The following is a 23,647-nucleotide window of genomic DNA, read 5'->3' on the forward strand; positions in this document are numbered from 1 at the left end:
CCAATAATCAGCATGCTAGCGGGTGCTATACTTCTTTCGGGTTGCATGAAGAGTGCAACAGTCCCTGCGGGTTCCAATACCGACGGTAAATCTCAGTTAACGGCTGCTGGACAGAGGAGGTCTACAGCAAAAAAAAACGAGATGGGAGGTGTGGCATGAACCGACACTATTACATCAGTGACAATCTTGACGATCTTGAGTCCGTTGAAAATGAACTGGAAGCCAACGGCATCAATTCCGAACAAATTCATGTGCTCAGTGAACAAGTCGCGGAGGTTGAAGAACATCACCTCCACGAGGTCAACTCGTTGATGAAACAAGATGTCGTTCACTCTGGAGAGATTGGTGCGGTGATCGGTGTGCCACTCGCGGCGCTGGTCCTTGGCGGCGCCTATTGGCTGGGCTGGCACGAGTCTGCGGCAGGCTGGGTACCTTTTATCTTCCTGGCCGTTGTTGTGCTGGGGTTCTGCATCTGGGAAGGCGGATTCTTTGGTATCCAGGTGCCGAATGCGCACTTTCGCAACTTTAAACAGTTGGTTGAAACGGGCAAGCATGTTTTCTTCGTGGATGTCGAGCCAAGCCAGGAGTCGGTATTGGAACGGGTCATCGAGCAGCATCCAAAGCTGACGGGCGCAGGCACGGGAACAGCAGCCCCCCACTGGACAGTCGCCTGGCTGCACAGATGGCATCAGTTCAAGCGAACGATATAACGCCCATTCACACAAAGTAGCGTCCGGAGGCTCAAGGCCCTCCGGAAGTTACTGATTGGCCGAAGAAAATGACCCTGCTGAGGAAAACATAGTCCGCCTCGGTGGCCATCAGTCCAACGAGTACCAGCAAACACAAAGGTGGCACCAATATGGCGTAGACCAAGGCCAATCGTTCCCATGCCATATGCATGAAGATAGAGACAATCAGACCTGCCTTTAGCAACATGAAAATAATAATCAGGGACCACCTGAGGTAGCCATGGAAGTGGAAGTAGTCGACAAGATACGACAGCGTGCTGAGGACAAATAACAGCCCCCAGATTTTAAGGTACAAGCCGATTGGATGTTGCTGACCTTGAGCATGCGCCATCATCCGTGCTCCTCTACCACAAATAGAAGAAAGCAAAAATAAACACCCAGACCAAATCCACGAAGTGCCAGTAAAGCCCGGCTATCTCAACGTTCTGATAGTTGCCGGAGCGCTCATAATCTCCCCGCCATACTTTCATCGCCACGATACTGAGGTAGAGCGCGCCGATTGATACATGCAATCCGTGGAAACCGGTAATCATGAAAAAACTGGCACCAAACTGCGCCGCCCCCATGGGGTTCCCCCAGGGGCGCACCCCTTCGGCGATGAGCTTGCTCCATTCAAAGGCCTGCATGCCGACGAAGGTCACACCCAGGGCAGCGGTCGCCAGCATCAGGGCAGTGGTTCGCGCGCGATCACGGCGATAGGCGAAATTGACGGCCATGGCCATCGTGCCGCTGCTGCTGATCAGCACAAAGGTCATGATGGCGATCAGAATGAGCGGAATTGATTGACCGCCGATCGTCAGTGCAAAGACTTCACTGGGGTTCGGCCAGAGATCCGTGATGGTCATGCGCACCGACATGTAGCCGGTTAAAAAGCAGGTGAAGATAAACGTATCGCTGAGCAGGAATATCCACATCATCGCCTTGCCCCAGGACACCTGCTTGAAAGCGTCTTTGTCCGAGGACCAGTCGCTGGCGATGCCCTGCCATCCGGGGGCAGGCAGTGAACCTGGTGGATTGGATGAGCCGGAATCAGCCGGGGCTTGTGGGTGCGATGCCATGGTTTTTCACCTCAGGCCGCAGAGTCTGGCGATGGCTTCATAGGTTTCTGGCGTGCTGGTCAGTAGCGCGAATAGCACGAACCAGAGACCCAACAAGTAGTGCCAATAGATGGCACAGAGCTCTACGCTGGCGCTCAGTTGCTGCAACGGTACGCGGCGCAGGAATTTGACGACGGTTCTGCCCCAAGCGATCAACCCACCCAGCAGATGGAGCCCATGCAGGCCGGTCAACAGGTAGAAGAAACTGTTGGCCGGATTGCCGGCGACAAAGTAGCCCCAGGCGGCAAACTGCTGCCATACCCAGAATTGTCCCAACAGAAAGGCAATGGCAAACACGCCCCCCAATCCAAAGCCGATGACAGTTGCGCCCAATCGAGCCTGCCGGACGGCCATGCGCGACCACTGCAGCGCAACACAACTGAACACTAGAAAAACCGAGTTCAGCCAGAGTTGCCATGGATTGGCCAACGGCGCCAAGGGTTCTGTCAGGGGCAGCCAGTCGACCATTTGTGAGCGGGCGATAAAGGCAATCAGGAAGAGAAAGAATAACGAACTCACCACCGCCAGAAACAAACGCAGACCTGTTTTTGCGATCTGCCGTCTCCTGGCATCGTCGTCGGCCTGAAGACCTTCAGGGTCATGATTCCAACTGCCGCCGGGGTCAGCGCCGTCGGCGTTTCTCAAAAGCAGCCTGTTCATGTTTTAACGTCCGCTTTCCTGGTGCCGGCACTGAGTTGGCGAAGTTGCTCCAACTCCTCGGCGGAGACCGTTTGCGGAACGAAATCCTGTTCTATCCCCGGCACACTGTAGTCATAGGCCCAGCGATGCACGACGGGCAGCTTCTCTCCCCAGTTACCATGTTTCGGCGGTGTGTCCGGCGTTTGCCACTCCAGACTGGCCGCGCCCCAGGGATTACTGCCCGCGGGTTTGCCTTTGAATACGCTCCAGGCCAGGTTGAACACGAACAGCAACTGGGAAACGCCGACGATCAATGCGACCACCGTGATGAAGGCATTCAAATCTTGCGCCGATTGCGGAATGAACGCGTAGTTTTCAAAGGCGTAATACCTTCGCGGCATGCCCTGGAAACCCAGATAGTGCATGGGGAAGAAGATGGCGTAAGTGCCCAGAAAGGTTATCCAGAAATGCAACTTGCCCAGGATGTCGTTGGTCATGCGACCGGTGACTTTCGGGAACCAATGATAAATACCGCCAAACACCACCAATACCGGCGCAACCCCCATGACCATATGGAAGTGGGCGACGACGAAATAGGTGTCCGAGAGCGGAATATCCACAATCACATTGCCGAGAAACAATCCGGTCAGGCCACCCACCAGGAAAGTGACGATGAAGGCCAGGGCAAACAGCATCGGCACGGTTAGATGAATGTCGCCCCGCCACAGGGTCAGTACCCAGTTGTAGACTTTCAGCGCAGTCGGCACAGCGATGATCAAAGTGGTAACGGCAAAGAAAAAGCCGAAGTACGGGTTCATTCCGCTGACATACATGTGGTGCGCCCAAACCACAAAGCTGAGTACGCCAATCGCAATAATGGCCCACACCATCATCCGGTAGCCGAAGATATTTTTACGCGCATGGGTGCTGATCAGGTCGGAGACCAGACCGAACGCGGGGAGCGCAACGATGTAAACCTCCGGGTGGCCGAAGAACCAGAACAGATGCTGGAACAGTATCGGGCTGCCCCCCTGGTGATCGAGCTGTTGCCCCAGCGAGATCATCGCAGGCATGAAGAAACTGGTACCCAACAGTTTGTCGAACAGCATCATGACCGCACTGACAAACAACGCCGGGAAAGCCAGCAAGGCCATGATCGAGGCCATGAAGATGCCCCATACGGAGAGCGGCATGCGAAACAATGTCATGCCGTGCGTACGCGCCTGCAACACCGTGGTGACGTAGTTCAAACCACCCATGGTGGCCGCGACAATGAAAATCGCCAGAGAGACGAGCATCAGCACGATGCCCCACTCGACCCCCGGTGTCCCCCGGGTAATGGACTGTGGCGGATAGAGCGTCCAGCCCGAACCGGTGGGGCCGCCAGGAACAAAAAAACTGGCAAGCAACACCACTACCGCCAGCAGGTAGAACCAATAACTCAGCATGTTGACGTAGGGGAAGACCATGTCCCGGGCGCCCACCATCAACGGAATCAGGTAGTTACCGAAGCCCCCCAGAAACAACGCCGTCAGCAAGTAGATGACCATGATCATGCCGTGCATGGTCATCGCCTGATAGTAAGCACTGGCATCCATGAACGCCAAACTGCCGGGGAAGCCAATCTGCATGCGCATCAAGCCGGACAACACCACGGCGATAAGCCCCACGAACAAAGCCGTCAAGGAATACTGGATGGCGATGACCTTGTGGTCCTGACTCCAGATGTATTTGGTCAGGAAACTCTTGGGTTCGTGCAGTGCTTCTGTTTCGGCTTGCTCCGCATAGGCCATCACGTCATCTCCTGTCGAAGTTTCGGTGTATTGCCGGCTGCTTTACGGTTGCTTCCCTGTTTCCGCCTTGCTCGCATCAGCGTCGGCATTGGCTTTGGATTTGATAAAAGCGATCAGGGCGTCCAACTCCTTATCGCTCGGCGTCATGGCCGGCATGACGGCTGCAAAGCCCTTGACGACTTTGGCAGCGGGATTAAGAACCGAATCTTTTATGTAGCCCTCATCGGCCTTTATGCCCGTACCGTCGGCAAGGGTGACGGTCGAGCCATACAGGCCCTGCCATGTGGGGCCGATACTCTTGCTGCCATCGACACTGTGGCAAGCCAGGCAGCCCAGCGACTGGGCCAACTGTTGTCCCTGCGCCACCGGGTCCGCACCTGAACCCGAAGCCGCGCCGGCAGGCACTTCGGCGTCTTGCGGTGCATCGCTCAATGATTTGATCAAGGCAACGAGGGCACCCAGTTCATCGTCATTGAGAGTATAGGCCACCATGACCGGCGGGTAGCCCTGCACCAGACGGGCCTGCGGAGCGAGGATCGACTCTTTCAGGTACGCCTCGTCGACCAGCACACTTGTACCATCGGCGAGTTGTTCCTGACGGCCATACAGGCCCTTCCATCCCGGGCCGAGACGGGTGCTGCCATCCTGGCTATGGCAGGCACCACAGCCGTATTGTTCGGCCAACTGGCGACCTTTTTCCACCAGGCTGTCGCGACTGGGCCTGGCAGCTGTGGTTAATGTCTGCGCAAAGGTCGGTTGACTGCTCAGCCATTGATCGAAGGCCCCCTGCTCTTCCACGATCATCTGGCCGCGCATGTTGTAATGGCCTACACCACAAAACTCGGCACAAAGGACTTCATACTTTCCGGTTTTAGTTGGCGTAAACCAGAAGTACGACACCATCCCTGGCACCATATCCATCTTGCTGCGAATTTGCGGTATATAAAAGTTGTGCAACACATCTTTGGAACGCAGTAAAACTTTTACCGGTCGATCCAGCGGAAGTCGAACTTCATTATTTTTTATAAGTACATCGTCCTGCCCGGCAGGGTCCTTGGGATCGACACCGAGTGGATTGGCGAAATCAACAAACCTGATATCCGATTTCCCCAACTTCCCGTCCTGGCCGGGAAAACGAAAAGCCCACTGCCACTGCTGGGCGACCACTTCAAGTTCATAGGCCTCTTTCGGCACCCGGATGAAATCGTTGTAAACAACCAGGCCCGGCGCCAACATCGCGGCAATACCTATCGAGGTCACTACAATCAGCCAGAACTCCAATTTTTTACTTTCTGGCTGGTAGTGTGCCCTGGCGCCTTCCTTGTGACGGTAACGCATCACGGCGACCGCCATGAATACCGTAATGGCGATGAAAAATATTCCGCTAATGATCAGGGTAATAAACAGTGTGGTGTCTATTGATCCCCAGTTGGAAGCGGGTGGTGCGGCATGCCAGGGCGCTAGTACATGAAAGAGTACTGAGGCAATAACGATTAGAATCAAGATAATTGCCATCGCCATTTTTTCTTCATCCTATTCCTGTTGCTCATTGGTAATGCGTGAGCATCGCCACTGGCGTCCAAGCAAGGCAGACAGCCACCCGTAGTGGCAAAGTCAGTGAAAAGTATAGGTCGGCAAGCGAGACCCGGTTGGTGGCTATACTCAATGGCAGGCCAGCATCCCCGATGGAGGTACTGTCATGAGTAACCTGACGCTAGAAGGCAGGTGCAAACCCAACCCCAACCAACCATCCGTCCCAATAGGCGAGATCCATTTTTACGTCGACGGCCCCCTCCATCTACGCCTGGAGGAAGCTGAAGAACGCCTGCAGAAGACCCCTGAGCTAAAGGAGGTCATGGTCGATGTCGACATGGTCACCTTGAACCTGGTCTTGCCGGAGGGTTACGGCCCCTTGTCCGACTGCCAAATGCGCGTTTATCTGCACTACGAGCGCGGTCAGTTCCATCTGGTCGGACACCGAGCCAGTGATGGCAGCTTGATCTACTCCAACGTGGTTTTGATTGATCAGCTGATTGATTGAATCGGGGACTTGAGTGGGCTCAAGACTCGGGATCGTCGTCCTTCCAGGGCGCCGACAGATAACGCGTGCGATTGAAGGTCTCGAGCCACTCCGGGCAGAACACCACCAGCGCGCTGACCACCATGCCGTTGATGAATGCCTCCGGAAAAACGAGCAACCACAGATAGCCGATGAAGTCTTCGAGCCAGTAGGGCATGGCAAAACGTTCGTCGTACCACAACACCGTGAGCGATAGCACCAGGCACAGCAACGCCGAAAGGGCCGCGGCAAAGAAGCCGGAACAGAAGATGTACACGAAGAGATTGCGTGGTTGCGCGCGCTCCACCGCGATGGCACAGCACTCGGTAACCAGCACCGGTAGCAGAATCAACAGCGCGCCATTCACGCCCATCGCCACCAGGTCCTGACGACCCAGCAGCACCAGTCCGGTTTGAGCCACCAATCCGCCGACGATTGCCAGCGGCCAGTCGAGCAACAGCGTCACCGCGGTCATGCCGATGAAGTGATAGGACACGCCGGTATCGAAATCCCGTCGCACCAGCCAAAGCGCGAACAGCGCGAACACCGTGCCGAACAGCAAATGCTGGCGACGGCTGTCGCTGAACAACTCGACCCACGAAACCCGCGCAACGGCCCAGATCAGCACCGGCACATAGATCAACCACCCCACCGTGAGGGTTTCGGGTGACAGCAACTCGGCGCCGATCATGGCGGGGCACACTCCCTTGTCTTGCCGAAGAGAACAGGCCCCCAGTCTACACCGCCCTTTACCCGCCCTTCGACCTCAAGCCCAATGCCGCGGATCGTTCGTCACCGCTTCATGCTCGGCGAACAACCTGGGTAACTCGGCCTTGAGGAAATCCACCCACGTGCGGACTTTGGCATCGAGAAAGCGTCGCGACGGATACAGCGCATACACATTGCGCTGACGAGGCCGATAGTCCGGCAGCAAGCGCAACAAGGTGCCGTCACTCAAGGGACGTGTGGCGGTGTAAAACGGAATCAGGCTGATGCCCATACCAGCCTCTGAAGCCTTGACCATCGACTCGGCGACATTGCACTGAAAAGTCCTGGCCGGGCTGATGGCATGCTCGCCCTCCTCGTCCTGAAACACCCACTGATCGCTGTACAACGGATCGAGCATGCGCAAGCACTGATGGTCGCTCAGCGCCAGCGGATGGTCCGGCACACCCCGACGTTGCAGGTATTGCGGGGAAGCACAGGGCACGCTGTAAAACTGCCCGACGGCCTGGGCGACCAATTGCGAATCGGCCAGTTCGTGGGCAGTCGAAATCACCACGTCGTGCCCTTCCTCCAACGGATCGGGATTGCGCTGCGACAGGGTCAGTTCGATCACCACATCGGGGTAAAGCTCGCTGTAACGGGCAATCAGCGGTGTGATCAGTACCCCGAGGCCGTTCATGCTGTGCACCCGCAACCGGCCGCTTGGCTTGAGATGGGCACCGCGAGCCTCGGCGGTCGCCTCCTCTATTTCTTCGAGTATCAGCCGACTGCGCAGCAGGAATCGCTCGCCGGCCTCGGTCAGGCTCAAGCGCCGTGTGGTGCGTTGCAGCAGCCGGGCTTGCACATGCTGCTCCAGATCCGCGACCAGACGGGACACTTGCGCTGTGGATAACTCCAGCGCATCGGCGGCGGCGGTGAAACTTGCGCAGTCCACCACTCGGACGAACACGCGCAAGCTGTTAAGCAAATCCATAAGCCTCCCTCGGGCGGTGACTGTTACGTTTCATGTAAGGCTGTATCAGGCGTTCACCCCTTTATCCACGGGTGGCAAAGACTAGACTTTACCCATCGAATCCACATGGAGCACGCCAAAATGAAAACAGTGATCAGCCTATTTCTGACCCTTGTCGCCACCTCGGCCATGGCCGCAGACAACGAACCCCTCACGGTCTTGTATAACCCCGCGCAACCGCTGGACATTGCCAAGGTGGTTTCCGTGTCGGATACCGCGACCGCGTGCGGGGTCGTGCCGGCGACCATGGTGTATGTCGATCATCAGGGCCAGACCCATCGCGTGACCTACGAGGTCATGGGCGACTGCACGAGCAACCTGTGATCAATGGCTCATAGCAACGTCCAGGTGTAACTCAGGATCAGCCGGTTTTCATCGATATCACTGCGGTAGTTGGAACGAGCCATCGCATTACGCACACGGATACCAAGGCCTTTGAGGCTGCCGCTCTGCAGCACGTAGCCGATATCCAGGTCACGCTCTCGATCCTTGCCCTCATAGCCTTGCCCGGTGTCGACATTGTTGCCGGTGATGTAGCGCACGGTGCTGGTCAAGCCAGGCACGCCGAGCGCCGCAAAGTCGTAGTCGTAACGCACCTGCCAGGAGCGCTCGTCGGTATAGGCGAACTCGTAGGTCGGCACTTCGTTGCCCAGTGGCGAGATGTTGGCAAAGACTCGCGGGAACGCGCTGTCGCCGAACATGCCCTGATAGCCGACATAAAATGTGTGACCGCCGCGCTTGGCCGACAAAAGCGAGAAGAACGCCTGATTGTCGATATTGCCCAGCAGTTTTTTGCCGTCTTCGCGTGAATCGTAATAACCGAGGTTGGCGCCCAGGATCCAGTCGCCCATCGGCTGGCTGTGCTTGAAGCCCAGGAAACGTTGGTTGTAGATGTCTTCCAGTTGCCCGTACGAGGCGCTGACCGTACTGCGTTTATCGTTGAAGGCGTAATCGGCCCCGGCAAAATTGAAGCCGTCACTGCTGACCTGACGCTGCGGCACATGGCCGAGCATGGCTTGCATCTTTTCGTCACCCGCTTCGTTGCGCAGGCTGGTTGTATTCAAACGACCGGCCTGCAACGTCAGGCCATTGATCTCATTGGAAGTGAGACTGGTGCCCTGATAACTCGGCGGCAGCAGGCGAATATCGCTGAACACCAGCACGGGCAGGTTGGGTTGCAACTCCCCCACTTTAAGCTCGGTCTTGGAGTAACGCATCTTCAATGCGCCTTCCAGACGGCTGTAATCATCCGCCGCGCGCCCATCATCCTGCACCGGCAATAAACCGGTATTGACCCGATCCGGACTGCTGTCGAGCTTGAGCCCGAGCAGGCCGATCACGTCCACGCCAACACCGACGGGACCCTGGGTATAACCCGATTTGACGTTGAGAATGAAACCCTGCGCCCACTCTTCGGCCTTCGATTGCTGGTTGGCGCCGACGATGTCGGAAAAGTCCCGGCTGAAGTAGTAATTGCGTGCTTGCAAGGTGGCCGTGGTGTCTTCGATGAAGCCGCCCTCGGCGGCCGTCACACCGGTGGAGAAACTCGAGACGAGCGCCATGGACAACACTGAACCGGTTGCTGGAACAATCTGTTTCATCGTTTTTTCTCTTATTTTTATTGATCGACAGGTAGAGGTGTTTTGGCCGCAGCGCTTTCACTGCGAGGGACAGGACGACGAGCGCTTAAAAACAGGTGCGTGACCATGCCGAAAATCAGTCCCCAGAAAGCTGCGGACAAACCCAGCAGCGACATGCCCGACGCCGTAGTGAGAAAGGTCACCAACGCAGCTTCCCGGTCGCTCGGCACGGCCATCGCGCCGGCCATGGCCCCGGCAATCGCGGCGAACAGCGCCAGCCCGGCCAGGGCCGCGATCAGTTCCTTGGGAAACGCCGAAAACAGTGAAACCAGGGTGGCGCCGAAGATCCCCAGCACCAGGTAACACAGTCCACCCACGACCCCGGCCACATAGCGTTTGTCGGGATCCTCGTGGGCCTCGCGCCCCGTACAAATGGCCGCGGTAATCGCCGCCAGGTTCAGCCCGTGACAACCGAAGGGCGCCAACAGCGCTGTGCCCAGTGCGCTGCCGGCGATGATCGGGCCGGCCGGCGTCGCGTAGCCGCTGGCGCGCAACACCGCCATGCCCGGAACGAACTGGCCGGTCAATGCCACCATCACCAGCGGCAAAGCGATGTTCAGCGTCGCGCTCAGGCTGAACGCCGGCGTAATCCACACCGGCGTGGCCAAACCGATCACCAGCGCTTCGCGGTGCAGATCGCCGGCGAGAAAAGCCATCGAGCAGCCGACCAGCAATACCATCACCACCGCATAACGCGGCATCAGCCGTTTGCCGATCAGGTAGGTGGCAAACATCGCCAGTACCAGCAACGGCTTGCCTTGCAACGAGACAAACAACCCCGTACCGAAGCTGAACAGAATCCCCGCCAGCATCGCCGCCGCAATAGCCGGGGGCAGTTTGCCGATGATCCGGTCAAACGCACCCGACACCCCGACCAGGAAAATGATCAGGCTGCTGACCAGATAGGCGCCCACGGCTTCCGGCATGGAGATCCCCGGCAACAACGCCACCAGCAACGCCGAGCCCGGAGCCGACCACGCGATGATCACAGGCACGCGGTAGCGCAGGCTCAACCCGATGCCGAGCAAGGCGCTGCCGATGGAAATCGCCCAGACCCACGACGACAGCACCTCCCGCGACAGCTGTGCAGCCTCGGCAGCCTGAAAAATGATCACCAACGGGCCTGCATAGGAAATCACTGTGGCAATGAATCCGGCGACTGCGGCAGACAGGGAAAAGTCCCGTAAAAACATGTTCATGAGGCCTCGCCGACAGCCCCGTCAGGCGATCCGGCCTGAGCGCCCGATAGCGGCTGTCGGGCACTGCGCCGACTGCTGAGCGCGAACACCGTCATGGCGATAGCTGCAATCGCACCGGGCAAGGCAAACGCCATGAAATTCAGTTGCAGCGGCAGGCTGATCCCGAGCAAGGCACCGCCAAGCAACGGACCGACGATCGCGCCGTTGCGCCCGATACCCGAGGCCCAGCCCAGACCGGTGGATCGAATGGTCATGGAATAGAACTGCGCAGCGCAGGCGTACAGCAGAATCTGCGAGCCGATGGTAGTGGCGCCGGCAATGGCGATCAGCACGTACAACACCGGCATCGGGCTGTTGAAGCCCAGCAATGTGATCGAAACGGCCGCCAGGGCGAAGAACACCGACAGCACGCGCGGCAAATTGAGCTTGTCACCCAGTACGCCACCACCGACTGCACCGAAGATCGCGCCGAAGTTCAATACCAGCAGGAACGACAGGCTCGAGCCCAGGCTATACCCGGCGTTGGCCATCAGTTTCGGCAGCCAGGAACTCAAGGCGTAGACCATCAACAGGCAGCAGAAAAATGCCAGCCACAGCATCAGTGTGCGCAATGCGCGCCCCTCACGGAACAACTGCAACACGGGGGTGCCGGTGCCCTTCACTTCGCTCATATGCAGTTGATCATTGGTCTGTGCGACGTAGGACGGGTCAACGCGCTGGAGAATGCTGCGCGCGTCGTCATTGCGCCCCTGGCGCAGCATGAAACCCACGGATTCGGGCAGGAAGTACATGATCAGCGGCAACAACACTAGCGGCAGCACCGCCACGTAAAACACTGACTGCCAACCGAAACTGGGGATCAATACGATGCCCAGCCCTGCCGAGAGCATGCCGCCCACCGAATAGCCGCTGAACATGATCGCCACCAGCGTGCTGCGGATTTTCTTCGGCGCGTATTCATTCATCAGCGCCACAACGTTGGGCATCACGCCGCCTATGCCCAGGCCGGCAATGAAGCGGCAAATACCGAACTCAGTGGGGTTTCTGGCGAAACCGTTGAGCACGGTGAAACCGCTGAAGAGGATCACGCAGATCGTGATGGCTTTCTTGCGGCCGATCCTGTCCGACAGCGGGCCGAAGAACAGTGCACCGAACATCATCCCGAACAGCGCATAGCTGCCCAGTGCGCCGGCTTGCAGGGGACTGAGCCCCCACTCCTTCATCAACATCGGCAACACAACGCCGTAGATCACCAGATCGTAACCGTCGAAGATGATGATCAGGGCACACCAGAACAGCACCATCCAGTGGAAGCGGTTGAATCGAGCGTTGTCGATAACCTCATGTACGTCGATTTTGCGCATGGCATTGATCTCTTGTTGTTGTTTTTTCAGAGCGTCGGCAATACGGCTGACGTCCGTACAGCCGATGGTAGAGGCGCCAGGAGCAGGTCAATATCCGCAAAGCGCAGATCGCTATCCGTTTTGTGCAACGGCGAAATCAGGTGTTGGGAGCGGGGACGCAGCGTGCGTGTCGCACAAGAATTTGCACCTGCGCGATAAACTGTCTTCTTTGCGATCGCATTTGAACGCTAAGCTTGGGCCTATGGATGACTCAGATTACTTACGCCTGCTGACCATCGCGGCCGAGCAAGCCAACGCTTTCCTGTCCAATGCCCGCAAATGGGAGCGTGAGCGTTGGGTGTGCCAGCGCCTGCTGCAAGGCTTGAACATTCCTTATCGCGCCGACGAGTTTGCCCCGGCCGGGGAGCCGCCGGACGTGTTGTTTCGCGATGCCAGTTTCGAGGTGTTTTTCGTCCTCGACGAAGGTCGACGCCTCAACGACGAATGGCGCGATGAATTGCAACGCCGGCGCAGCGCGTTTTCCCTCAGCCAATTGGTACGGCGCGAAGCCAAGCCCCGGCGTATCCCGGCCAACGAGTTTCTGTTGCGACTGGCGCCGACCCTGCGCAAAAAAGCGCATAACTACAAGGAACGCGGCATGGACCTGGGGGAACTGGACATCATCGCCTTCGCCAGCCTCAAGCGCGAAGTGCTGGACCTCAACAGCCATTTCCCTCCGCCCACCGAATACTTGCGCCAGGGCTGGCGTTCGCTGTCGCTGGTGGGGCCGACCTTCGCCCGCGTGCTGTTCGCACATCCGGATGCACCGGACTTCCTGCGCAGCAACCTGGGGCGCAGCATCGTGTTCGATGTCGGGATCAGCCTGTGAGTCCACTGCAGGAACTGATTGCCGAAGTGCCACAACAGGGCCGCGTTCGCTGGATAGGTGTACGCCCGCAATCACGCTCGTCAATGATCGAACTCGATGCCGTGGAAGCGCGGCTGGAGGCTGGCCTGACCGGCGATCACGCCCGACCCGGCGTGCGCAACGCACGACAAGTCACGCTGATTCAGTGGGAACATCTGGCGGTGATCAGTTCGCTGATGGGGCGCCCCGCCGATCAACCGGTCAAGCCTGAAGATTTGCGGCGCAATCTCGTTATCAGTGGGATCAATTTATTCAGCCTCAAGGGTCGGCGCTTTCGCATTGGCCAGGCGATTTTCGAAACCACCGGCTGGTGCCAGCCGTGCGCACGACTGGAAAACAACCTCGGCACCGGGACGTTTCAAGCAATGCGTGGCCATGGCGGAATCACGGCCCGGGTGTTACAAAGTGGCATCATTCGCCTGGACGATACAGTGAGCGTCGAGCCGATTCCGGACACCGGCTATGCTCCGTTCATCGTTCGTTAAATCAGTCTGTAGCTTCTAAACATTCAGCAACGTCTACCTGACGAGGCCTTTATGACCAGCCGCCTGAACCCCGACGACCAGAAGCATGTCGAAGAGTACTTGCAACTGTCCCAGCACCGTGTCGAGCGCCGGCCCTTCCGGCCGTGGATGCTCCTGGTGCTGGTGTTGGCAGTGACCATTGGTTTGGGCCTGTTGAGCCGATTTATCAGTTACCTGGCGCTATGAGCCGCGTTGCGCTCGCGAGGGTAGCTGCACAGATTTCTTTTAGCCTTGCGAGATATCCCCATGACTCATCGTATTGTCATCGTTGGCGGCGGCGCCGGCGGTCTGGAGTTGGCTACCCGTCTGGGTAAGACTCTGGGCAAGCGCGGCACGGCCAGTGTGATGCTGGTCGACGCGAACCTGACCCACATCTGGAAACCTTTGTTGCACGAAGTGGCAGCCGGGTCCCTGAACTCCTCCGAAGACGAACTCAACTATGTTGCCCAGGCAAAATGGAACCACTTCGAGTTCCAGTTGGGGCGCATGAGCGGGCTCGATCGGGCACAGAAAAGAATCCAGCTGGCCGCCACCTATGATGAAGCCGGCCTGGAACTGGTGCCGGCGCGGGAAGTGCCTTACGACTCGCTGGTGATTTCCGTGGGCAGCACCACCAACGATTTCGGCACCCAGGGCGCAGCACAACATTGCCTGTTCCTCGACACCCGCAAACAGGCTGAGCGTTTCCATCAACAGTTGCTCAATCACTACCTGCGCGCCCACGCCGGACAAACCGACAAGGTCGAGCAGATCAGCGTCGCCATCGTCGGCGCCGGTGCCACCGGGGTCGAGCTGGCCGCCGAACTGCACAACGCCGCCCATGAACTGGCGGCCTATGGCCTGGACCGGATCAAACCGGAAAACATGCACATTACCCTGATCGAAGCCGGACCACGGGTGCTGCCGGCGCTGCCGGAACGCATCGGCGGACCTGTGCATAAAACCCTGGAGAAGCTCGGGGTCAACGTCATGACCAACGCGGCGGTCAGCGAAGTGACGGCCGATGCCTTGATCACCGCCGATGGCAAAGTGATCAACGCCAGCCTGAAAGTCTGGGCGGCAGGGATTCGCGCACCGGGCTTCCTCAAAGACATCGATGGCCTGGAAACCAACCGCATCAACCAGCTGCAAGTGCTGCCGACGCTGCAAACCACCCGCGACGAGAACATCTTCGCCTTCGGTGACTGCGCGGCCTGCCCGCAACCGGGCAGCGACCGCAATGTGCCGCCACGCGCTCAGGCGGCGCATCAACAGGCGTCGTTGCTGGCCAAATCGTTGAAGCTGCGAATCGAAGGCAAGGCATTGCCGGAGTACAAGTACACCGACTACGGCTCGCTGATCTCGCTGTCGCGTTTTTCCGCTGTGGGTAACTTGATGGGAAACCTCACGGGCAGCGTGATGCTTGAAGGTTGGCTGGCGCGGATGTTTTACGTGTCGCTGTACCGTATGCACCAGATGGCGCTGTATGGGCCGTTCCGCACGGCGATGCTGATGCTGGGCAGCAAGATCGGGCGTGGCACCGAACCGCGGCTCAAACTGCACTGATACAAAAAACCTTGTGGGAGCGAGCCTGCTCGCGAAAGCGGTACTTCAGACGACATTGATGTCGACTGGGCTGGCGCCTTCGCGAGCAGGCTCGCTCCCACATTTGTTCATCTGTCGAATTTAAACCCGAAACCGCCGCACCATCCCCTGCAGTGCATTGGCCAGTTGCGACAGCTCATGGCTCGATGCACTGGTCTGATCGGCCCCGGTGGCGGACCGTACAGACAGATCGCGAATGTTCACCAGGTTACGATCGACCTCCCGCGCCACTTGCGCCTGTTCTTCGGCCGCGCTGGCGATCACCAGATTTCTCTCGTGAATCTCATGCACGGAAGCCGTGATGGTTTGCAGGGCCTCGCCTGCGCGCTCGGCCAGGACCAACGTGTTGGCGGCACGGGATGCACTGGCGTTCATGGCATCGAGGGCCTGGCTCGAACCGTTGCGCATGCCTTGCACCATTTGCTCGATTTCCTGGGTCGATTGCTGTGTGCGATAAGCCAAGGCACGCACCTCGTCAGCCACCACCGCGAAACCCCGACCGCTCTCCCCGGCTCGTGCCGCTTCGATGGCCGCGTTGAGCGCCAGCAAGTTGGTTTGCTCGGCGATGGCGCGAATCACATCCAGCACCTTGCCGATATCCTGGGATTGATTGGCCAGCGATCGCACCAACTCTCCGGTACTTTGCACGTCATGGGCCAGTGAACTGATGGCACTGGCCGTTTCGCTGACCCGCTCCTGCCCCAGATGGGCCGACTCGCTGGACTGGCGGGTGGCGTCGGAGGTGGATACGGCATTGCGCGCGACCTCCTCCACAGCACTGGTCATTTCATTGACCGCCGTGGCCGCCTGCTCAATTTCGTTGTTCTGTTGTTGCAGGCTCTGGTTGCTATCGAGGGTGACGGCGTTCAACTCATCAGCTGCCGTAGCCAATTGCGTGGCGGAACCGCTGATACCCTGCAAGGTTTCCCGCAGGTTGCACTGCATAGCCGCCAATGCCTTGAGCAAGCGGCTGACTTCGTCATTGCCATGGGTTTCGATCGGGCGCGTCAGGTCACCCTGAGCCACGTGTTCTGCGCCAATCACCGCCTCACTGAGCGGACGCACGATGCTGCGGGTCAATAGCATGGCCAGGGCAACCGTCGCCAAGGCGGCGAGGGCGATAAACAGGCTGACTATCGTGCGCGACGTTTCGTAATGCGCTTTGGATTTCTCGCTCTCGGCCGCGACTTGCTGAGTAAACAGTTGCGCCAGGTCACTGAGTTGCTTGCCAGACCCATCGACCACGGTTTTCATGTCCACCAGCAACAGCTTGGTCAGTTCGTCGCGACGCCCCTGCTCAGCCAAAGTGAACGATTGGGCAATGCCGGTGCGGTAGGCGATGAAGGTATTTTTGAATTGGTCGTACAACGCCTTGCCTTCAGCCGTGGTCACCAGTTTGTCGTAAGCGGCGATTTTTTCGCTCAGCTCCTTGTCCCGGGTGTCCATCTGGCTGCGGTATTGCGCGATATTCTTCGGATCCTGATCCAGGGCCATACGAAGGGAAATGGTGCGAATGCGCAGCATGATTTCGCGAATTTCGTCACCGCCGCGAATGCTCGGCAGCCATTGTTTCTCCACCGCCACCTCACTCTCGCGAATGCTCGACATTTGCCCTAGGGCAAAGACCCCGAGCAGCGCCACGAGCACCGCGATCAAGGCAAAACCCAGCGCGGCACGGGGGGCAATATTCAGCTGACGAAGAAACATAACGAGCGCCTTTGTTTTTATTGGCTTGAGTGAAGGGCCATGCCCCGACAGCTCGTTATCGGCAAGTTGTACGATGACTTGAAGGGTTGTGCTTTTTCGCAGGCAAAAAAAATCCCCGTATCTTTCGATACGAGGATTTTTAATATGGTCGGGGTAAGGGGATTCGAACTCCTGACATCCTGCTCCCAAAGCAGGCGCGCTACCGGACTGCGCTATACCCCGGTAAAAAAAAGGCACCTTCGAAAGGCGCCTTCTGCGAACAGAGCTTTTGGCGTCTGATCTTAAGATTCGATCCCAGCCTTAACTGGTTTCAAAAATGGTGGGTCGTGTGGGATTCGAACCTACGACCAATTGGTTAAAAGCCAACTGCTCTACCAACTGAGCTAACGACCCAAATATGGTCGGGGTAAGGGGATTCGAACTCCTGACATCCTGCTCCCAAAGCAGGCGCGCTACCGGACTGCGCTATACCCCGGTTTGAAATTGGCTCCGTGACCAGGACTCGAACCTGGGACCCAATGATTAACAGTCATTTGCTCTACCGACTGAGCTATCACGGAACTACATATTTCAATTTACAACGGTGAAACTTTACTGCGTTCTCTTCGACCCGTTCGCATCGCTGCGTTCGTGTGTCTGAGGCGCGCTATTCTACAATCTTAAGCACCTCTGTCAACCCCCTAAATTGCTTTCAAGTTAATGATTTGCAACTTATTTCAGATTCCTGCTTGGGGAGCAGAAACCCTACCGGGTGACTTACTGCGGGGCGCACTTTACAAGCCTTTTCCTTTAAGTTCAACAGCCTGGCGAAAAAAAGGCCTCGCAATGCGAGGCCTCCTTTTCAGTCAGAGATTTTGTAGGAGCGAGCCTGCTCGCGATGGGCTCAAGAACGCAGCGTTCAGCCAGTGAATACGCGTTCTCGTTAACGACCATCGCGAGCGAGCTCGCTCCTACATTGGCTCAGTTGAAAACGATCTCGTCGTTTTCCACCGTGCCTTTGGCCGTGTCTCCCGGCATGAATCGGCCGGAGAGAATCAGCTGTGCCAGCGGGTTTTCGATCCAGCGCTGGATCGCTCGTTTGAGCGGTCGTGCGCCATACACCGGGTCGTAACCGACCGCGATCAGCTTGTCCATGGCCTCGGGGCTCAACTCCAGCTTCAACTCCCGCTCGGTGAGGCGACTGCGCAGACGACTCAACTGGATCTCGGTAATGCCGGCGATCTGATCCCGCGCCAATGGCTCGAAGATCACCACCTCATCGACCCGGTTGATGAACTCAGGTCGGAAGTGCGAGGAAATCGCATCCATCACCGCCGCACGCTGAGCCTCACGATCACCGACCAGTTCCTGGATCTGCACCGAGCCCAGGTTGGAGGTCATGACAATCACGGTGTTCTTGAAATCCACCGTGCGGCCATGACTGTCGGTCAGCCGGCCATCTTCCAGCACTTGCAACAAGATATTGAACACATCCGGGTGAGCTTTCTCGACCTCGTCCAGCAGGATCACCGAATAAGGCTTGCGACGCACAGCCTCCGTCAGATAACCGCCCTCTTCATAGCCGACATAGCCCGGTGGCGCGCCAATCAAGCGAGCCACGGAATGTTTCTCCATGAACTCGGACATATCGATGCGCACCATCGCTTCTTCGGTGTCGAAGAGGAATTCGGCCAGCGCCTTGCACAGCTCGGTTTTACCGACACCGGTCGGGCCGAGGAACATGAACGATCCACTCGGGCGATTCGGGTCGGACAACCCGGCGCGAGAACGCCGCACGGCGTTGGAAACCGCGACCACTGCTTCATCCTGGCCAATCACACGCTGGTGCAACAGGCTTTCCATCTTCATCAGTTTGTCGCGCTCGCCTTCGAGCATTTTCGACACCGGAATACCGGTCCACTTCGATACGACTTCGGCGATCTCTTCTTCAGTCACCTTGCTGCGCAGTAACTGGTTTTCACTCTTGCCATGCTGGTCGACCATTTGCAGGCTGCGCTCCAGGTCCGGGATCACCCCGTACTGCAACTCAGCCATGCGGTTCAGGTCGCCTTTGCGGCGAGCGCTTTCCAGTTCCTGACGGGACTGTTCGATTTTCTGCTGGATCTGCGCCGAACCCTGCACCTCGGCCTTTTCCGAGTTCCAGATTTCTTCGAGATCCGAATACTCGCGTTCGTGGCGCCGAATTTCTTCCTGGAGTTTTTCCAGACGCTTGATCGCCGCTTCGTCGCTTTCTTTCTTCAGCGCCTGGGACTCCACCTTCAGCTGAATCAGGCGACGCTCCAGACGGTCCAGCACTTCCGGTTTGGAGTCGATCTCCATGCGGATGCGGCTGGCGGCCTCGTCGATCAGGTCGATGGCCTTGTCCGGCAACTGACGGTCAGTGATGTAGCGATGGCTGAGTTTGGCCGCCGCAATGATCGCGCCGTCGGTGATCGCCACCTTGTGGTGGACCTCGTAGCGTTCTTTCAATCCTCGCAGGATGGCGATGGTGTCTTCTTCGCTCGGCTCGTCCACCAATACTTTCTGGAAGCGCCGCTCAAGGGCTGCATCCTTCTCTATATATTGGCGGTACTCATTGAGCGTGGTCGCGCCGACGCAATGCAACTCACCGCGCGCCAGGGCTGGCTTGAGCATGTTGCCCGCATCCATCGAGCCTTCGCCCTTGCCGGCGCCGACCATGGTGTGCAGTTCGTCGATGAACAGAATGATCTGCCCTTCCTGCTTCGACAGTTCATTGAGCAGCGCTTTTAGCCGCTCTTCGAACTCGCCACGATACTTGGCACCGGCAATCAACGCCCCCATGTCCAGGGATAGCAGACGCTTGCCTTTCAGGCCGTCCGGCACTTCACCGTTGATAATGCGCTGGGCCAGACCTTCGGCGATGGCAGTTTTACCAACGCCAGGCTCACCGATCAGCACCGGGTTGTTCTTGGTGCGACGTTGCAGGACCTGGATGGTCCGACGAATTTCGTCGTCACGACCGATCACCGGGTCGAGCTTGCCGTCTTCGGCGCGCTTGGTCAGGTCGACGGTATATTTATCCAGCGCCTGGCGCGCCTCTTCGTGGTTCGGGTCATTGACTGCCTCGCCACCACGCAGGTTGTTGATCGCATTTTCCAGGGCTTTCTTGCTGACGCCCTGGCCCAGCAGCAATTTGCCGAGCTTGCTGTTCTCGTCCATGGCGGCGAGCAACACCAACTCGCTGGAAATGAACTGGTCGCCCTTCTGCTGGGCCAGGCGATCAGCCTGATTGAGCAGGCGCGCCAGATCCTGCGACATGTTGACGTCGCCGGTCGGATTCTGGATTTTTGGCAGCTGGTCGAGCTCTTTGGTCAGCTCTTTACGCAGGCTGTTGACGTCGAAGCCCACCTGCATCAACAGGGGCTTGATCGAACCACCCTGTTGCTCAAGCAGGGCCTGCATCAAATGCGCCGGCTCGATGGCGGGATGGTCAAGACCGACGGCCAGGGATTGGGCATCGGACAAGGCTAACTGCAACTTGCTGGTTAAACGGTCTATACGCATGGGTCACCTTCCTTTTGAGCAGGCCGGACCTATAAAACATCCTGAATGAAGAAACCTGCCAGATACCACAGTAGATGCGGTCGATTCTGGGAGTTTCAAGCGTCGTGACGTTGATGCAGGTCAGGCAAGTCTAGCGTTCAAGCCAGATTAGGGAGGCAAAGCGACCAGTGCGAGGACTGCGGCGGTAGGAGAAGAAGCGAGGATCGGTCACGGTGCAGAAACCTCCGCCATAGACAGCCGTTACACCGCGAGCCGCCAGACGCAAACGCGCCAGCATATAGATGTCGGCCATGAATTTGCCGGGGCTCTGGCTCGGAACAAAGGCTTCAGCCGCTTGCGGCAGCTGCTGAACGAAAGTTTCACGTACTTCCGGGCCGACTTCAAACGCTTGCGGGCCGATGGCCGGACCGAGCCAGACCAGCACCTCGGCAGGTGGTACGGCCAGACTGTCCAGAGTCGCTTCCAGCACGCCCGCCGCCAACCCGCGCCAGCCGGCATGAGCCGCAGCCACGCGCGTGCCGGCACGGTCACAAAACAGTGCAGGCAGGCAATCGGCGGTCATTGCCGCGCAGGCGATTCCCGGCGTTGCCGTCCAACTGGCATCGGCGGTGACCACCTGACTCGGATCCGCATGAGCCACGACGATGCCGTGGACCTGCTGCAGCCAGGCCGGTTGAATAGAGAAGTGATCGGTCAGGCGACGGCGATTTTCGGCGACAGCTTCTGGGCTGTCGTCGACATGATCGCCGAGGTTGAGGCTGTCGAACGGCGCCAGACTGACGCCGCCCGCACGGGTGGTGACACAGGCTTTGACCCCGGCCGGCGCGGGCCAGTCAGGAATCAGCCAGTCACTCATCCGACGAACGCCTCGCGATCTTGCTTGAGCAGGGTCAGCAACCAGACGAAGTCTTCCGGCAACGGCGACTCCCAGCTCATGCGTTGACCAGTGGTCGGGTGATCCAGCTCCAGGAACCGCGCATGCAGCGCCTGACGCGGGAAGTTTTTCAACGACTCGACCATGGTCGGATTGGCTGCCGGCGGGATACGGAAGCGACCGCCGTAGGCAGGATCTCCGACCAACGGGAAGTTGATATGCGCCATGTGCACGCGAATCTGGTGCGTACGACCGGTTTCCAGCTTCACCCGTACGTGGGTGTGAGAGCGGAAACGCTCGAGCACACGGTAATGGCTGACGGCTTGCTTGCCACCTTCCATCACAGCCATGCGCTGGCGCTGCTGGCCGTGACGACCGATCGGCGCGTTGATCTTGCCGCCGGCTGTCACCACGCCAATCACGATGCATTCATAGATGCGGCTGACACTGCGGCTCTGTAACTGTGTCACCAGCTGCGTCTGCGCCTGAATGGTCTTGGCCACCACCATCAGACCGGTGGTGTCCTTGTCCAGGCGATGCACGATACCGGCGCGGGGCACATTGATGATGCCCGGCACGTGATGCAGCAACGCATTGAGCAAGGTGCCATCAGCGTGACCGGCGGCGGGATGCACCACCAGGCCCGCAGGCTTGTTGATCACCAGGATGTCGTCGTCTTCATAGACGATGTCCAGGGCAATGTCTTGAGCGACCCATTCGCCCTGAGCTTCCTGCTCGGCAGTGAGTTCAAGAATGGCGCCACCGTGAACGATGTCTCGCGGGCGGATAACCGCCCCATCCACAGTCAGGCGGCCGTCTTTGATCCAGGCGGAAAGGCGCGAGCGCGAGTGCTCAGCGAATAATTGTGCGGCGACTTGATCGAGGCGTTGGCCGCCCAATTCGGACGGCACCTCTGCGCGAAGTTCAATTTTATCGGACATGCTCAGACTAGGCGTCGGCACAGCCTTTGGTTTCGGCTGCGCGCTTGTGGTTAAATACGGCGTCTTTTGCCCCGAGGCTATTCAACGGGGCGCTCATCATAACAGGACGGCCACGCCCAAGACAGCGGCCGTCATAGGGACGCAAGCCGCCATGCAAGTGAAACACCTGCTGCTGATCGCCATCCTCGCATTGACCGCTGCTTGCTCATCGAAGGAAGTCGTAGACGAAAACCTGAGCGAAGTCGAGTTGTACCAACAGGCTCAGGCTGATCTGGACAACAACAGCTACACCAGCGCCACCGCCAAGCTGAAGGCTCTGGAATCGCGTTATCCGTTCGGTCGTTATGCCGATCAGGCACAACTCGAACTCATCTACGCCAACTACAAGAATGCCGAGCCAGAAGCTGCGAAAGCCGCGGCTGAGCGCTTCATTCGTCTGCATCCACAGCACCCGAACGTCGATTACGCCTACTACCTCAAGGGCCTGACCTCTTTCGACCAGGACGTCGGTTTGCTGTCTCGCTTCCTGCCGCTGGACATGACCAAACGTGACCCGGGCGCCGCTCGCGACTCCTACAACGAATTCGCCCAGCTGACCAGCCGCTTCCCCAACAGCCGCTACTCGCCGGACGCCAAGCAGCGCATGATCTACCTGCGCAACCTGCTGGCGGCCTACGAAATCCACGTTGCCGATTACTACCTGACCCGTCAGGCCTATGTCGCCGCGGCGAACCGTGGTCGTTACGTGGTGGAAAACTTCCAGGAAACCCCTTCGGTCGGCGACGGCCTGGCGGTGATGACCGAGGCCTACCAGCGCCTGCACCTGGACGACCTGGCAGCCACCAGCCTTGAAACCCTGAAGCTCAACTACCCGAACCACCCAAGCCTGGTGGACGGTCAGTTCGTACCGTCGGTCGCCGAAGCCGACAACCGTTCGTGGCTGAGCAAGGCCACCCTGGGCCTGATCGAATCCCGTCCGCCGCTGCCACCGGGAGAAACCCGCGCCAACCAGGACGTGCAGAAGCAGTTCCAGGATGCCAAGGACGCGATTCCGAACGAGCTCAAGCCTAAAGATGCGGACGGTGACGTGATCGAAGAAGAGAATCACGAAGCAGAAGGTAACAACGAAGACCGTTCCTGGTTCAGCTACATGACCTTCGGCGTGTTCGACTGATACGACCGGCGGTACAGAAAGGGAGACTTCGAGTCTCCCTTTTTTATTGCGCCGTTTTTATAGAACGCATTTACGCTGTGCGCCTGCCATGTCCCCGGCTAAACTGGCGATTCATCAGCCAAAAAGCCGCTCA

22 protein-coding genes, 4 tRNA genes and 1 pseudogene are annotated in these 23,647 nt (G+C 58.2%); 8 read left to right on the top strand and 19 right to left on the bottom strand.

Going from position 1 to position 23,647, the window contains the following annotated elements; translation table 11 throughout:
- Window positions 1-155 precede the first annotated feature (155 nt).
- A complete protein-coding gene (locus tag CKW21_RS25160) occupies window positions 156-710 on the top strand; it encodes a hypothetical protein (protein WP_095196583.1) in 555 nt (184 codons plus the stop codon).
- A gap of 31 nt (window positions 711-741) precedes the next feature.
- Here CKW21_RS25160 and CKW21_RS25165 read toward each other — a convergent pair whose 3' ends face one another.
- The 5 genes from CKW21_RS25165 to CKW21_RS25185 are packed head-to-tail and all read right to left on the bottom strand — an operon-like array spanning window position 742 to window position 5,799.
- On the bottom strand, window positions 742-1,080 hold the full coding sequence (locus CKW21_RS25165) for a cytochrome C oxidase subunit IV family protein (RefSeq protein ID WP_095196705.1): 339 nt from the start codon (window positions 1,078-1,080) through the stop codon (window positions 742-744).
- Window positions 1,081-1,093: 13 nt separating this feature from the next.
- The gene (locus tag CKW21_RS25170) at window positions 1,094-1,807 is read right to left on the bottom strand and encodes a heme-copper oxidase subunit III family protein (RefSeq protein WP_095196584.1); all 714 of its coding nucleotides are present in this window, start codon (window positions 1,805-1,807) and stop codon (window positions 1,094-1,096) included.
- A 6-nt stretch (window positions 1,808-1,813) separates the two neighbouring features.
- Window positions 1,814-2,506, bottom strand: coding sequence for a cytochrome c oxidase subunit 3 (locus CKW21_RS25175; RefSeq protein WP_095196585.1), 693 nt, complete (start codon window positions 2,504-2,506; stop codon window positions 1,814-1,816).
- Entirely contained in the window at window positions 2,503-4,278 is a 1,776-nt protein-coding gene (gene ctaD / locus CKW21_RS25180) for a cytochrome c oxidase subunit I (protein WP_095196586.1), read from the bottom strand. The genes CKW21_RS25175 and ctaD overlap by 4 nt, the downstream gene beginning before the upstream one ends.
- Window positions 4,279-4,320: 42 nt before the next feature.
- Window positions 4,321-5,799, bottom strand: coding sequence for a cytochrome c oxidase subunit II (locus CKW21_RS25185; protein ID WP_095196587.1), 1,479 nt, complete (start codon window positions 5,797-5,799; stop codon window positions 4,321-4,323).
- Between the two features lie 178 nt (window positions 5,800-5,977).
- Here CKW21_RS25185 and CKW21_RS25190 point away from each other — a divergent pair, with 178 nt between their 5' ends.
- The gene (locus CKW21_RS25190; protein ID WP_095196588.1) at window positions 5,978-6,319 is read left to right on the top strand and encodes a hypothetical protein; all 342 of its coding nucleotides are present in this window, start codon (window positions 5,978-5,980) and stop codon (window positions 6,317-6,319) included.
- Between the two features lie 19 nt (window positions 6,320-6,338).
- On the opposite strand, the gene CKW21_RS25195 is transcribed toward CKW21_RS25190, so the two are convergent.
- The gene (locus CKW21_RS25195) at window positions 6,339-7,028 is read right to left on the bottom strand and encodes an energy-coupling factor ABC transporter permease (RefSeq protein WP_095196589.1); all 690 of its coding nucleotides are present in this window, start codon (window positions 7,026-7,028) and stop codon (window positions 6,339-6,341) included.
- Window positions 7,029-7,103: 75 nt separating this feature from the next.
- Window positions 7,104-8,036: a LysR family transcriptional regulator gene (locus CKW21_RS25200; protein ID WP_095196590.1), complete on the bottom strand. Its 933-nt coding sequence runs from the start codon at window positions 8,034-8,036 to the stop codon at window positions 7,104-7,106.
- 120 nt (window positions 8,037-8,156) lie between these two features.
- Here CKW21_RS25200 and CKW21_RS25205 point away from each other — a divergent pair, with 120 nt between their 5' ends.
- Window positions 8,157-8,399: a DUF2790 domain-containing protein gene (locus tag CKW21_RS25205; protein ID WP_095196591.1), complete on the top strand. Its 243-nt coding sequence runs from the start codon at window positions 8,157-8,159 to the stop codon at window positions 8,397-8,399.
- Window positions 8,400-8,407: 8 nt separating this feature from the next.
- On the opposite strand, the gene CKW21_RS25210 is transcribed toward CKW21_RS25205, so the two are convergent.
- Genes CKW21_RS25210 through CKW21_RS25220 form a run of 3 tightly spaced genes read right to left on the bottom strand, consistent with a single transcriptional unit; the run spans window position 8,408 to window position 12,278 of the window.
- Window positions 8,408-9,676 carry an OprD family porin gene (locus CKW21_RS25210; protein ID WP_095196592.1) on the bottom strand — a complete coding sequence of 423 codons (1,269 nt, stop codon included), beginning with the start codon at window positions 9,674-9,676 and terminating at the stop codon, window positions 8,408-8,410.
- A 17-nt stretch (window positions 9,677-9,693) separates the two neighbouring features.
- Window positions 9,694-10,914 carry a benzoate/H(+) symporter BenE family transporter gene (locus tag CKW21_RS25215; RefSeq protein ID WP_095196593.1) on the bottom strand — a complete coding sequence of 407 codons (1,221 nt, stop codon included), beginning with the start codon at window positions 10,912-10,914 and terminating at the stop codon, window positions 9,694-9,696.
- On the bottom strand, window positions 10,911-12,278 hold the full coding sequence (locus tag CKW21_RS25220) for an aromatic acid/H+ symport family MFS transporter (RefSeq protein ID WP_095196594.1): 1,368 nt from the start codon (window positions 12,276-12,278) through the stop codon (window positions 10,911-10,913). Before CKW21_RS25220 ends, CKW21_RS25215 begins: the two co-directional genes overlap by 4 nt.
- A 241-nt stretch (window positions 12,279-12,519) precedes the next feature.
- On the opposite strand from CKW21_RS25220, the gene CKW21_RS25225 reads away from it, so the two are divergent.
- The 4 genes from CKW21_RS25225 to CKW21_RS25240 are packed head-to-tail and all read left to right on the top strand — an operon-like array spanning window position 12,520 to window position 15,254.
- Window positions 12,520-13,146: a DUF1780 domain-containing protein gene (locus CKW21_RS25225; protein ID WP_007970534.1), complete on the top strand. Its 627-nt coding sequence runs from the start codon at window positions 12,520-12,522 to the stop codon at window positions 13,144-13,146.
- Window positions 13,143-13,670 carry an MOSC domain-containing protein gene (locus tag CKW21_RS25230; RefSeq protein WP_095196595.1) on the top strand — a complete coding sequence of 176 codons (528 nt, stop codon included), beginning with the start codon at window positions 13,143-13,145 and terminating at the stop codon, window positions 13,668-13,670. Before CKW21_RS25225 ends, CKW21_RS25230 begins: the two co-directional genes overlap by 4 nt.
- Before the next feature lie 51 nt (window positions 13,671-13,721).
- Window positions 13,722-13,895, top strand: a complete 174-nt coding sequence (locus CKW21_RS25235) for a DUF3094 domain-containing protein (RefSeq protein ID WP_095196596.1) — start codon at window positions 13,722-13,724, stop codon at window positions 13,893-13,895.
- A 60-nt stretch (window positions 13,896-13,955) separates the two neighbouring features.
- Window positions 13,956-15,254 carry an NAD(P)/FAD-dependent oxidoreductase gene (locus CKW21_RS25240; protein ID WP_095196597.1) on the top strand — a complete coding sequence of 433 codons (1,299 nt, stop codon included), beginning with the start codon at window positions 13,956-13,958 and terminating at the stop codon, window positions 15,252-15,254.
- Between the two features lie 120 nt (window positions 15,255-15,374).
- Here the strand turns inward: CKW21_RS25240 and CKW21_RS32375 are convergent, their stop codons facing one another.
- The 9 genes and pseudogenes from CKW21_RS32375 to rluD all read right to left on the bottom strand — a co-directional run bounded on the left by CKW21_RS32375 (window position 15,375) and on the right by rluD (window position 22,340).
- Complete coding sequence (locus CKW21_RS32375; RefSeq protein ID WP_371917550.1) at window positions 15,375-16,238, bottom strand: methyl-accepting chemotaxis protein; 864 nt, start codon at window positions 16,236-16,238, stop codon at window positions 15,375-15,377.
- Window positions 16,233-17,000, bottom strand: a pseudogene (locus CKW21_RS32380) (MCP four helix bundle domain-containing protein); the annotation flags it as partial. The gene CKW21_RS32375 and the pseudogene CKW21_RS32380, both read right to left, overlap by 6 nt.
- Before the next feature lie 145 nt (window positions 17,001-17,145).
- Window positions 17,146-17,222 (bottom strand) — tRNA-Pro (locus CKW21_RS25250).
- 95 nt (window positions 17,223-17,317) lie between these two features.
- Window positions 17,318-17,393: transfer RNA gene (locus tag CKW21_RS25255), tRNA-Lys, on the bottom strand.
- Between the two features lie 5 nt (window positions 17,394-17,398).
- Window positions 17,399-17,475, bottom strand: a tRNA-Pro gene (locus tag CKW21_RS25260).
- Between the two features lie 9 nt (window positions 17,476-17,484).
- A tRNA-Asn gene (locus CKW21_RS25265) sits at window positions 17,485-17,560 on the bottom strand.
- A 400-nt stretch (window positions 17,561-17,960) separates the two neighbouring features.
- Window positions 17,961-20,525: an ATP-dependent chaperone ClpB gene (gene clpB, locus CKW21_RS25270; protein ID WP_095196599.1), complete on the bottom strand. Its 2,565-nt coding sequence runs from the start codon at window positions 20,523-20,525 to the stop codon at window positions 17,961-17,963.
- Window positions 20,526-20,655: 130 nt separating this feature from the next.
- Window positions 20,656-21,381: a peptidoglycan editing factor PgeF gene (pgeF, locus tag CKW21_RS25275; RefSeq protein ID WP_095196600.1), complete on the bottom strand. Its 726-nt coding sequence runs from the start codon at window positions 21,379-21,381 to the stop codon at window positions 20,656-20,658.
- Window positions 21,378-22,340 carry a 23S rRNA pseudouridine(1911/1915/1917) synthase RluD gene (gene rluD / locus CKW21_RS25280; protein ID WP_095196601.1) on the bottom strand — a complete coding sequence of 321 codons (963 nt, stop codon included), beginning with the start codon at window positions 22,338-22,340 and terminating at the stop codon, window positions 21,378-21,380. Before rluD ends, pgeF begins: the two co-directional genes overlap by 4 nt.
- Window positions 22,341-22,491: 151 nt before the next feature.
- Here rluD and CKW21_RS25285 point away from each other — a divergent pair, with 151 nt between their 5' ends.
- The gene (locus CKW21_RS25285) at window positions 22,492-23,514 is read left to right on the top strand and encodes an outer membrane protein assembly factor BamD (RefSeq protein WP_095196602.1); all 1,023 of its coding nucleotides are present in this window, start codon (window positions 22,492-22,494) and stop codon (window positions 23,512-23,514) included.
- Window positions 23,515-23,647: the final 133 nt, after the last annotated feature.

Source organism: Pseudomonas sp. Irchel 3A7, assembly GCF_900187565.1.
Lineage (GTDB): Bacteria > Pseudomonadota > Gammaproteobacteria > Pseudomonadales > Pseudomonadaceae > Aquipseudomonas.